This is a genomic window from Actinomadura formosensis NBRC 14204 (assembly GCF_001552155.1).
GTDB classification, from domain to species: Bacteria; Actinomycetota; Actinomycetes; order Streptosporangiales; family Streptosporangiaceae; genus Spirillospora; species Spirillospora formosensis.
In genome coordinates this window covers 56724-67831 of record NZ_BCQQ01000020.1, presented here as the reverse complement: position 1 = coordinate 67831, position 11108 = coordinate 56724, and the positions used below count along the sequence as shown (strand labels likewise).

The 11108-nt window shown below is 72.9% G+C and carries 10 protein-coding genes; 3 read left to right on the top strand and 7 right to left on the bottom strand.

Annotated features, from left to right (window positions below):
• Positions 1–423 precede the first annotated feature (423 nt).
• Positions 424–1215 (bottom strand): LytR/AlgR family response regulator transcription factor, encoded by a 792-nt coding sequence (locus tag AF1_RS07870; protein ID WP_067794401.1) that lies wholly within the window; start codon positions 1213–1215, stop codon positions 424–426.
• A gap of 301 nt (positions 1216–1516) precedes the next feature.
• Entirely contained in the window at positions 1517–2140 is a 624-nt protein-coding gene (locus AF1_RS07865) for a sulfite oxidase-like oxidoreductase (protein ID WP_067794399.1), read from the bottom strand.
• 271 nt (positions 2141–2411) lie between these two features.
• Here AF1_RS07865 and aroF point away from each other — a divergent pair, with 271 nt between their 5' ends.
• The 3 genes from aroF (at position 2412) to AF1_RS07850 (ending at position 5530) form a co-directional block, all read left to right on the top strand.
• Positions 2412–3458 (top strand): 3-deoxy-7-phosphoheptulonate synthase, encoded by a 1047-nt coding sequence (aroF, locus tag AF1_RS07860; RefSeq protein WP_067794397.1) that lies wholly within the window; start codon positions 2412–2414, stop codon positions 3456–3458.
• Positions 3459–3644: 186 nt separating this feature from the next.
• Positions 3645–4574: a DMT family transporter gene (locus tag AF1_RS07855; RefSeq protein WP_067794395.1), complete on the top strand. Its 930-nt coding sequence runs from the start codon at positions 3645–3647 to the stop codon at positions 4572–4574.
• A 53-nt stretch (positions 4575–4627) separates the two neighbouring features.
• Positions 4628–5530, top strand: a complete 903-nt coding sequence (locus AF1_RS07850) for a DUF5954 family protein (RefSeq protein WP_131732603.1) — start codon at positions 4628–4630, stop codon at positions 5528–5530.
• A gap of 33 nt (positions 5531–5563) precedes the next feature.
• Here AF1_RS07850 and thiI read toward each other — a convergent pair whose 3' ends face one another.
• The 5 genes from thiI to AF1_RS07825 all read right to left on the bottom strand — a co-directional run bounded on the left by thiI (position 5564) and on the right by AF1_RS07825 (position 10886).
• Positions 5564–6796, bottom strand: coding sequence for a tRNA uracil 4-sulfurtransferase ThiI (gene thiI, locus AF1_RS07845; protein ID WP_067794391.1), 1233 nt, complete (start codon positions 6794–6796; stop codon positions 5564–5566).
• 102 nt (positions 6797–6898) lie between these two features.
• Complete coding sequence (locus AF1_RS07840; protein WP_067794389.1) at positions 6899–7924, bottom strand: 6-phosphofructokinase; 1026 nt, start codon at positions 7922–7924, stop codon at positions 6899–6901.
• Positions 7925–8250: 326 nt separating this feature from the next.
• Complete coding sequence (locus AF1_RS07835; protein WP_174548831.1) at positions 8251–8889, bottom strand: response regulator; 639 nt, start codon at positions 8887–8889, stop codon at positions 8251–8253.
• A 25-nt stretch (positions 8890–8914) separates the two neighbouring features.
• On the bottom strand, positions 8915–10105 hold the full coding sequence (macS, locus tag AF1_RS07830) for a MacS family sensor histidine kinase (protein WP_067794385.1): 1191 nt from the start codon (positions 10103–10105) through the stop codon (positions 8915–8917).
• Positions 10106–10151: 46 nt separating this feature from the next.
• Complete coding sequence (locus AF1_RS07825; RefSeq protein WP_067794383.1) at positions 10152–10886, bottom strand: lysophospholipid acyltransferase family protein; 735 nt, start codon at positions 10884–10886, stop codon at positions 10152–10154.
• Between the last annotated feature and the right edge of the window lie 222 nt (positions 10887–11108).

Sequence of the window (11108 nt, the reverse complement as noted above, 5' to 3'; positions counted from 1 at the left end):
AAAGCAATAAAAAAGAGCTCGGGCGTCGCTGAACAACCCCCCGACTGTTCAGCGACGCCCGAGCCGCAGGTCGCCGGATCCCACCCCCCCGGTACGGGATCCGGCGACACGATCCGGCGTGGCCGGATCTCCGGATTTGCTGTTGTGGGAGGTGTCGCGGCCGGGGCACGGCCGCCCGCCCCTCCGGTGGCGGTGTGGCTTGTGGTGTCACTGAGAACACTAGACGCGGGGTGTGGTGGGCGGCACCAGGAAAACGCAGCCCTCGATAAGCGGTATGTAATCAGAGATGTGCGTAGTGTAGTCGTGCGATGAGCGGTCGGTTATGCGGGACGAGCGGTCGGGCGGGGACGGTCCACGCGGCGGAGGCGCCGTTCGCGGACGAATCTCGGACGTTCATCGGGCGCCGGGCCCGGCGCTCACCGGTCATCGCCGCCCTTTCCCCGCCTCGTCCTCGTCCGGATGGTGGAACTTGCGCACCAGCCGGTCCCGCACCTCGCGGGTGTGCCGGCGGCTGACCTGCAGCAGGTCGTCTCCGATCCGGACGGCCGCGCGCCCGCCGTCGAAGCGCACCTCGGTGATGTGCGCGCACGCGACCAGGGTGCTGCGGTGGATCCGGATGAACCCGGCCGCCTCCCAGCGCTTGGTCAGCGCCGACAGCGGCATCCGGACCAGGTAGCCGCCCTCGGCGGTGTGCAGCCGGACGTAGTCGCCCTGCGCCTCCACGTGGGTCACCGACCGGCGGGAGACGAGCCGGGTCCGGCCGCCGAGCTCGACGGGGATCAGTTCGTCGTCGTCGGGGTCGGGGGCGGGGCGGTCCGCGGGACGCGGACCCGTCCGCTGCGCGGCCTCGGCGACCCGGCGGACGGACTCGGCGAGCCGCTCCGGCCGGACGGGCTTCAGCAGGTAGTCGAGTGCGCCCAGCTCGTAGGCGGTGACGGCGCAGTCGTCGTGCGCGGTCACGAACACCACGTGCGGGGGCGCGGCGAATCCGGTGAGCAGCCGGGTGAAGTCGAGCCCGTCGAGTCCTGGCAGCCGGACGTCCAGGAAGACGGCGTCGAGGCGCTCCCCCTCGACGAGCATGCGGGACAGGTCGCGAAGCGCGGCAGCGGCGTTCCCCGCGCCGGTGACCTGCCCGATCCGCGGATCCTTGCGGAGCAGATAGGTCAGCTCCTCTAGTGCGGGGCGTTCATCGTCGACGGCGAGGACGTGGAGCATGAGGCCGACTTTGCCGCGATTACCGTCTGTCCGCAATCGATTCCAGGAAGTGAGTGCCGCGTCACCGGATCACCGGCCAGTCCGAAAACACCCCCATACGGGTCCTTCAGGACACTCAAACGAGGCTTGATCGCACCACCGACCACCGTTTCGCCCGTGAGAACGCACTCGTCGCCGCGGATATGGCGCATGCACCTATCGGTCTTCGCAACGGACGGTAGGGTCATGACGACCGAAGGTAACATTCGCCGCCCCCGGAGATCCGCCTGTCGCCGATTTACGAACCCCTCGGAGCGGCCCGTCAGAGCGGCGGGGCCTCGCCCTCCTCCTCCTGGTAGGAGTAGCGCTGCTCCCGCCACGGGTCGGCGACGTTGTGGTAGCCGCGCTCCTCCCAGAAGCCGCGGCGGTCCTGCACCAGGTATTCGATGCCGCGAACCCATTTCACGCTCTTCCACGCGTACAGGTGCGGGACCACGATGCGGAGCGGGAAGCCGTGGTCGGCGGTCAGCCGATCGCCGCCGTGGTGGGTGGCGAACATCGTTCCGCCGGCGAGGAAGTCGCTCATCCGGATGTTGGCGCTGTAGCCGTACTCGGCCCACACCATCACGTGCGTGACGTCCGGCGCGGGCGGCGCCAGCTCCGCGATCGCCGTGCCGGGGACGCCCTCCCACACGTTGCCGGGGACGGTGAACTTGGTGACGCAGTGGAAGTCGGCGACCGACGTGACCCTCGGCAGCGCGTCGAACTCCTCCCAGGTCCAGCGGTACTGCCCGCCCGACGCGGTGGCGCCGAAGACCCGGAAGTCCCAGGCCGAGGGCCGGAACTTCGGCACGGGGCCGTAGTGGAGGACGGGCCAGCCCCGGGGGACGTACTGGCCGGGAGGCAGATCCCGTGGCTGCGGCGCGGAAGGTTCGGGGTGGGTCATGACGCGGCCATCCTGCCATCCGGCGTGAGCTGAGCCATATTCGGGGGCGGGGCGAACCCGCGGTCCCGGGATCGGTTACGCTTGGGCCCGTGCGCAACGTCGTGTATTTCTTTTGGTTCGACCAGCCCGGCCGGCTGGTCTGCCAGGCGCTGCGCTGACAGACCACACGATGACAAGCCCCGGGCCACAGCGGCCCGGGGCTTTCGTCGTTTCAGGGGTTGGCCACGGGGTCCACCGGATTCCGGGCGAAAACAGGAGAGGCAGCACAGCAATGGTCGTCGTCATGGCCCCGGAGGCCAACGAAGCGGATATCAAGGCCGTCGTCTCACTGGTCGAGACGGCGGGGGGTGACGCCTTCGTCAGCCGCGGCGTGGAGCGGACCATCGTCGGGCTCGTCGGCGACGTCCAGCAGTTCGGTTCGCTGAACCTGCGCGGGATGCGCGGCGTCAGCGACGTCATCCGCATCTCGGCGCCCTACAAGCTGGTGAGCCGCGAGAACCACGCCGAGCGTTCGGTGGTGCGGGTCGGCGGGGTGCCGATCGGCCCCGGCAGCATGACGCTGATCGCCGGCCCGTGCGCGGTGGAGACCCCGGAGCAGACGCTCGGCGCCGCGCAGATGGCGCGGGCGGCGGGCGCGACGCTGCTGCGCGGCGGCGCGTTCAAGCCGCGGACGTCCCCGTACGCCTTCCAGGGCCTCGGCGAGGCCGGCCTGCGCATCCTCGCCGACGTGCGGGAGGAGACCGGCATGCCGGTCGTCACCGAGGTGGTGGACGCCCACGACGTCGAACTCGTCGCCTCCTACGCCGACATGCTGCAGATCGGCACCCGGAACGCGCAGAACTTCTCCCTCCTCCAGGCCGCCGGCGAGTCGGGCAAGCCGGTCATGCTGAAGCGCGGCATGAACGGGACGATCGAGGAGTGGCTGATGGCCGCCGAGTACGTCGCGCAGCGCGGCAACCTCGACATCGTGCTGTGCGAGCGCGGCATCCGCACATTCGAGAAGGCGACCCGCAACACCCTCGACATCTCCGCGGTGCCGGTGGCGCAGCGCCTGTCCCACCTGCCGGTCATCGTGGACCCGTCGCACTCGGGCGGCAGCCGCGATCTCGTGCTGCCGCTGACCCGCGCCGCGATCGCGGTCGGCGCGGACGGCGTGATCATCGACGTGCACCCGCACCCGGAGACCGCGCTGTGCGACGGGCCCCAGGCCCTCGTGGACGGTGATCTGCGCGAACTGGCCAAGCTCGTCCGCGACCTGCCCCCGCTCGTGGGACGCGGCCTCACCCAGGCCGAGGACCCCGACGCCGTCCCCGCCTGACAAAGGCGGTATCGTCCGAGACGTGGCGTACTGGACTTCCAACTGCGGGCCGCCGCGCTCCTGACGGGGCGCGGCGACCGCACTCTTGCCGAGTTCTGACACGGCCCGGCGCGGGTATGCGCCCGGCCGCGTCCTCCTGCGCCCCGAATCCGGATTCTTCCTTCCGATTCGAGGTCAGGAGCCTTCGTGTCACAGAACACCTCCGTCCGGCGCGCGCCACGGCGGGCCGCGTCCGCCCGCCCCCGGCTCGGCGGCGACATCCTGCTGGCGGCGTCCCTGTGGGGGACGACCGGGACCGTCCGCACGTTCGCCGGCGACGCGTCGGCGCTCTCGGTCGCCGCGATCCGCATCGTCATCGGCGGCCTGGTGCTGCTCGCCTTCGCGTGCGCGCGCCGCGGCGCCGGGCTGCGCCGGCTGCTCGGCGACCGCCGCAACCTGCCGCTCATCGGCCTCGGCGCGGTCACGATCGTGGTGTACCAGGTCGCGTTCTTCCTCGCCGTCGGCCGCACCGGGGTGGCGGTCGGCACCGTCGTCACGATCGGCAGCGCGCCCGCGTTCGCGGGCGTGATCGGGCTGCTGACCCGGCGCCCCGGACCGGCCGGCCGCTGGGCGATCGCGACGGCGGGGGCCGTCGCCGGCTGCGCCCTGCTGGTCGGCGGCGGCCGGGACGCGGGCGTCGAACCGGCCGGCGTCGCCCTCGCGCTGCTGTCCGGGCTGGCGTACGCGGTGTACGCGACGGTCGCGTCCGTCCTCATCACGCGGGGCGAGGAGGACCGGGCCGTCGCCGGGGCGATGTTCACCGCGGCGGCCGTCCTGCTGGCGCCGACCCTGTTCTCCGGTTCCGGGTGGCTGCTCACCGGGTCCGGCGCGCTGATCGCGCTCTACCTCGGCGTGATCACCACGGGTGGCGGCTATCTGCTGTTCGCGCGGGGCCTGCGCACCACCCCGGCCACGACGGCGACGACGCTGACGCTGGCGGAGCCGGCGGTGGCCGCGGTCCTCGGCACGGCCCTGCTGGGCGAGCGGCTCGACACCGCCGCGGTCGGCGGCCTCGCGCTGCTGGCGGCGAGCCTGGTCGTGCTCGTGCTGCCGGCCCGGCGGAAAACGCGCCGGTAACAAAATGGTCTGAACCATTGGCCGGGACGGGCGCGGCGGGGATGATGTCCGGCATGACAACGGGCGATGGTGACGCCGGAGGGCGGCTGTTCCCCGACGATCTGGACGGCGTCGATCCGGTCGCCGCGGTGATGCTCGCGGACGCGCGCCGCGCCCTCTCCGCCTATCCGGAGCTCGTGGTCGTGGGCACCCTGTTCACGGCCGCGGAGCACGTCCCCGGAGGCTGGCAGATCGTGTGCCCCTGCGACCCGCTGCCGCAGGGCGCGCGCGAGCTGCTCGCCGACCGGCTGGAGGACCAGGCGGACGGCGCGGACGGCGCACAGGCGCACGAGCTGCGCGCCGCGGCGCGGACGCTGCGCCGCGGGCCGGCCGACGAGCTGACCGCGGGCGGGCGGCGGTTCCGGATCGTGCGGATCGAGCAGCGGATCCGCATCGGCCCGGACGGGCCCGAACCGCCCCGCCCGACGGATCTGGACCCGCTGCCCGCCGACCACCGGGTTCGGCGGGGCCGGCCGCATGAGCTGCTGCCCGAGCAGGGCCCGGCGTCCGGCTTCGCGACCGCGGAGCTGCTGGGCCAGATGCTGGACGCGGCCCCGGCACCGGGCGACGAGCCGTCCAGGACGTTCCGCACCCCGGTCGCGCTGGCGCCCGTGTTCACGGTGGCCGAGCGCGGTGAGCGGCGCTGGCATCCGGTCGGCCGGCTGCACGACGCGCCGCAGCAGGCCCGCGAGGCGCTGATCACCTACTTCCGGCATGTGGTGCCGGCGGTGGAGAGCCCGGCCCACACGGACGTGGCCCGGTTCGCCGAGGCGGCGGCGCTGCTGGAGGGCGAGACCCGCCGCAACGGCATCGCGGTCGCCGGCCGCCGGTTCCGCATCGTCCGCATCGAGCGGATCACCCTGATGGGCTCGGGCGGCCCCGAGCCGCCCCGTCCGACGGACTTCGACGCGCGCTGAACCCGGTCCCTCCGGGACCCCCGCAAGGAACCGTCAGGCGGCGGGGCCGGCGTAGGCGGGGCGGTGCTCCTGGACGGAGTCGGCGAGCTGGTCGGCGAGTTCGCCGGCGTCGAGGCGCTTCTCGATCTGCCGCAGGTCGTCGATCTTGGCCTTGGTCTCGGCGCGGCGGGGCGCGAGCAGGGTGCAGCAGTCCTCGTCCGGCAGCTCGGAGATCGACAGGGTGCGGATGCGGCGCGCCTGGTCCATGATCTCGACCTTGTCCATGCCGACGAGGGGCCGCAGGACGGGCATCTGCACGGCGTCGTCCAGCGCCGTGATGTTGGTGAGCGTCTGGCTGGACACCTGGCCCAGCGCGTCGCCCGTGATGAGCGCGCCGCCGCGCAGCCGGCGGGCGAGGACCTCCCCGGTGCGCAGCATCAGCCGGCGCTGCGCGATCACGGCGAGCCGGTCCGCGCCGGACGCCTTGATCTGCTGCTGCGCCTTGCCGAACGGGACGACGAGCAGCCGGGACCCGCCCTGGAACTTGTCCAGCTCGCGGACCAGCGCGTACGCCTTGTAGATCGATTCGGGGCCGGTGAACGGCATACCGGAGAAGTGCAGGTAGTCGACGCGCAGGCCGCGGCGCATCATCCGGTACGCGGCGACGGGCGAGTCGATGCCGCCGGACATCAGCACGAGGGCGCGTCCGCTCATCCCGACGGGCAGTCCGCCCTGGCCGGGCAGGCCGCCGGAGTAGACGAACACCTCGTCGCGGTCGACCTCGATCGACAGGGTGTGCTCGGGGTCCTTGAGCTTGACGGGCTGGCCGTAGCGTTCGGCGACGATGCCGCCGATGTGCCGGTCCAGCTCGGTGGAGGTCATCGGGAATCGCTTGTCGCGGCGCCGGGACCGGACGGCGAACGTGCCGGTCCGCCCGTCCATGAGTTCGAGGGCGGCGCGTTCGACGCTGGCGAGGTCCTTGCCGACCAGCCAGGCGCGGTGCGCCCACACGATGCCCATGACGTCGGTGATCCGCTGGGCGACGCGTTCCATGGTGGCCAGGTCGGCGTCGTGCTTGCGCACGATGAACACGCCGTGCCGCCGGATCACGTCCACCCGGGCGATGGGCCGGACTGCGGCGCGCACGTTGTCGGCGAGCCGCCGCTCGAACTGCTCGCGGTTCTTGCCCTTGAGGACGACCTCGCCCAGTTTGAGCAGCACGCACGGCTCGCCGTCGACCGGCGAGTGCTCCCGGACCTCCGCCGGCGTGGTGTCGAGCGTGGTCATGCGTGGTCCTCCCGGCGGGAACGTGTAAAGGGCGGGTCTCCAGTGTGGCCCACAGGACCCAACACCGCGACCCGGAAACCGTGTTCCCGCCAGGAGGGCCGGTCAGCCGAAGAAGACCTCGGCCTCGGCGTAGCGCTCCAGCGGGACGGTCTTCAGCTCCTTGGTCGCCTCGTCCAGCCCGACGCGGACGATGTCGGTGCCCCGCAGCGCGACCATCTTGCCGTAGTCGCCGTCCTTGACGGCGTCGATCGCCTGGAGACCGAAGCGGGTCGCGAGGACGCGGTCGAACGCGGTGGGGGTGCCGCCGCGCTGGATGTGCCCGAGCACGGTGGCGCGGGCCTCCTTGCCGGTGCGCGCCTCGATCTCGTCGGCGAGCGCCTGGCCGACGCCGCCGAGCCGGACGTGCCCGAACGAGTCCTTCTCCCCGGTCTGCAGCCGCATCTGCCCGTCGACGGGGTGCGCGCCCTCGGACACGACGATGATCGGCGCGTACCGGGTCTTGAACCGGCTCTCCACGTACTCGCAGACCTTCTGGATGTCGAAGGGCCGCTCGGGGATGAGGATGACGTTGGCGCCCGCGGCCATGCCGACGTGCAGCGCGATCCAGCCCGCGTGCCGGCCCATGACCTCGCAGATCAGCGCGCGGTGGTGGCTTTCGGCGGTGGTGTGCAGCCGGTCGACGGCCTCCACGCCGATGTTCACCGCGGTGTCGAACCCGAACGTGTAGTCGGTCGCGTTCAGGTCGTTGTCGATCGTCTTCGGGACGCCGACGACGTTGACGCCCTCGGCGTACAGTTCGCGCGCGACACCGAGGGTGTCCTCGCCGCCGATGGCGATCAGCGCGTCCACGCCGAGCCCGGCGAGGTTGTCCTTGATGCGCTCGATGCCGCCCTCGACCTTGATCGGGTTCGTCCTGGACGAGCCGAGGATCGTCCCGCCGCGCGGCAGGATCCCGCGCACGGCCTGCACGTCGAGGGCCATGGTGTCGCCTTCGAGAGGGCCGCGCCAGCCGGCCCGGAAGCCGACGAACTCGTAGCCGTAGACCTGCACGCCCTTGCGGACGACCGCGCGGATCACCGCGTTCAGTCCGGGGCAGTCCCCGCCACCGGTCAGCACTCCGACGCGCATGCCGTCTCCTTCTCCCGCCACCGGGCTCCTCCCTCGATTGCCAATGACCGGCCATGCGTCCGCACACGGCCGGGCGGCCGCCGGGCGTCCCGGTGCCGCCATTGGTCTAGACCATAGCCGCTGCCGCGGGCGGCGGCACACCGTTCGCCCCGCGCCGCCACTTCCCCGGCGGCCGCCGTGGCCCGGCCTTGCACAGCCGCGGCGGGGCCTTTGCGCCATGGGATCACCCGGCCTCGGCCATCGCCAGTTCCCGCGCCGCGGCGCCCGTGAGATCGCCCTGTCGCACGAGGCCCGCCGGGATCGGCCCCGGCCGTGCTTCATCCAGCCTATTCCTCCTGGTCGAGGCCCTTCTCGATGGCGTAGCGGACGAGTTCGACACGGTTGTGGAGCTGGAGTTTGCCGAGGGTGTTCTGCACGTGGTTCTGCACCGTCCGATGCGACAGCACGAGACGCTGCGCGATCTGCTTGTACGTCAGGCCCTTCGCGACCAGCCGCAGCACCTCGGTCTCGCGGTCGGTCAGGCGCGGCGCGTCCGCCTCCTCGCGGGCGGGCGCGGCGGCGAGCCGGCGGTACTCGCCGAGGACGAGACCGGCCAGGCCGGGGGTGAAGACGGCGTCGCCCTCCCCGGTTCGCCGGACGGCGTCCAGGAACTCCTCGCGGGCCGCGGACTTGAGCAGGTAGCCGGTCGCGCCCGCCTTCACCGCCTCCAGGACGTCCTGCTGCTCGCCGCTCGCCGACAGCACCAGGACCCGGACGGGCGGGTCTGCGGCGGCCAGGTGGCGGGTCACCTCCACACCGCTCATGTCGGGGAGCTGGAGGTCGACGACCGCGACCTCGGGACGCGCGGCGGCGGCGATCCGGACGGCCGCGCCGCCCTCCCCCGCGGTCGCGACCACGTCATGGCCGGCCTCGGCGAGATCGCGGGCGACCGCCTCGCGCCACATCGGATGGTCGTCCACGACCATGACTCGCAGGCTCACGGATCACACCCTAAGACCGGGGGCCGGGGACGCTCCCGTCCGGGCGGCGGGGCACGGTCATCTCGATCTCGGTGCCCTCACCCTCCGCGGAGAAGATCGTGACCTTGCCGCCGAGGTCGCCGATGCGGCCCCGGATGGACTGGGCGACGCCGAGCCGGCCGTCCGCCGCCGCCTCGTCCAACCGCCCGGCGGGCATGCCGGGGCCGTCGTCGCGGACGCTGACGGTGACCCCGCCGGGCCCGTCCTCCAGCAGCACCCAGGCGCGGGCACCGCCGCCGCAGTGCCGCCGGACGTTGTCCAGTGCCGCCGCGACGGCCGCCCCGACCTCGCGGGCGGCGTGCGCGGGCAGCGGCACCTCCGTCGCCGGCGTCGAGACCGTGACGGACGTGGACGCGTGCGCGGTCAGCAGCGGACGCAGATCGGCGTCGGCGTCCGGGAGGCGCGGCGGCGCCGCCGGGCCGGTGCCGATGAGCGCGCGCAGCGCGGCCTCCTGCTCGCCCGCGAGCCGGCCCAGCTCGGCCGCCTCGCCGCCCAGCTCACCGCCGCGCCGCTGCACCATCGCGAGGACCTGCAGCACCGAGTCGTGGATGCCGCGGGCCAGCCGGTCCCGCTCCCGGCCGGCCGACTCCAGCTCCACGGCCCGCGCCAGCCGCGCCTCCGCCTCCAGCGCCAGCCGGACGACGTGCCCGACGACGAGCCCGGCGAGAACCAGCAGCACGATGCCGTTGAACGTGGTGCCGCCGATGCCGCCGGCCGTCCCGGCGAGGACGTGGACCATCAGGTTCGCGGCGGCCAGCACGAGCGCGGCGGTGAGGCCGAGCCGCCGCCCGCCCGCCACCGCCCACGACAGCACCGCCGCCGCCACCCACGACACCGGCAGCGTCGGGCGTCCCGCGGCGATGTTCGCGGGCGTCTCCACCCACGCGGTCGCCAGCACGCAGCTCGCGGCGACGGCGAGGTCGGCGGCCGGCAGCGGCCATCCGCGCCGGCGCGGATCACCGAACGCGGCCACCGCGTAGGCCGTCCACACGGCCATGACGGCGAGGACCGCCCACCCGCCGGCCGGATGGGCGTAGCCGTCGAAGTTCATCGCGATCACGAGCGCGGCGTAGCCCAGCGCAAGCCCGCGGTAGACCGCCACGGCCCGCCACAGCGCGGTCTCCAGCCCCAATCCCGCCGGGCCCGTCCCCGCCCGCCTCATCCCCGCGCCCCGCCGGGCAGGCCCCCGCGCCCCCGGCCCGCTCCGCTCATCCGGGGTCGCTCAGCCCGCTGTCGTCCTCCACCGGCCGCACCGGCTTGCCGGCCAGTTCGGCCTTCACCTCGGCGGCGTACCGGTCGACGTACTCCTGCCCGGACAGCGCCCGGATCGCCTCCATGATCTCGTCGGTGATCTCCCGGAGCACCTCGTGGTCGTCCTCGCGGCCGTAGAACCGGGAGAAGTCCAGCGGCTTGCCGAACCGGACGCCGGGCCGTACGCCGAGCCGCGGGTACGGCCGGCCGGGCGGCATCAGCTCATGCGTGTTGATCATCCCCATCGGGATCACCGGGACGCGGGACTTCAGCGCCAGCCGCGCCACCCCCGTCTTGCCCCGGTACAGCCGGTTGTCGGGTGCGCGGGTGCCCTCCGGGTAGATGCCGAGCAGCTTGCCCTCGGCGAGGATGCGCAGCCCGGTCTGCAGCGCCGCCTCGGACGCCGGCCCGCCGGTCCGGTCGACGGGCACCACACCGACGCCGGTGAAGAACCCCTTGCTGATCAGCCCCTTGATCCCCTTGCCGGTGAAGTACTCGCCCTTGCCGATGAAGTAGATCGGGCGCATCAGCGGCAGCGGCCCGAAGAAGTGGTCGGCGAACGACAGGTGGTTGCTCACCATCAGCGCCGGCCCCCGCTTCGGGACGTTGCGCATGCCCTTGTTCCGCGGCCACCACCCGAGGTACAGGATCGGCGAGAGCACGATCCTGAGCAGGATCCAGAACCACAGCATGCGGGCACCTTCCTCGGACCGGTGCCCGGGGGCGAGCACGATCGGCCCCTGGCCGACGGGGGATGTTGGGACATCTTCCCATTCCCCCTCTTACCGCTCTACCGGCCGGTACCCCTCAAATCGGGACCGGTCCGCCCGGCGGCGGGGACGGGAATGAACGTAGGCTCTGAACGGTGAATCTCAATCGGTTGCACCCGGGGGCTTGTCCCACGCGGCGCAGCG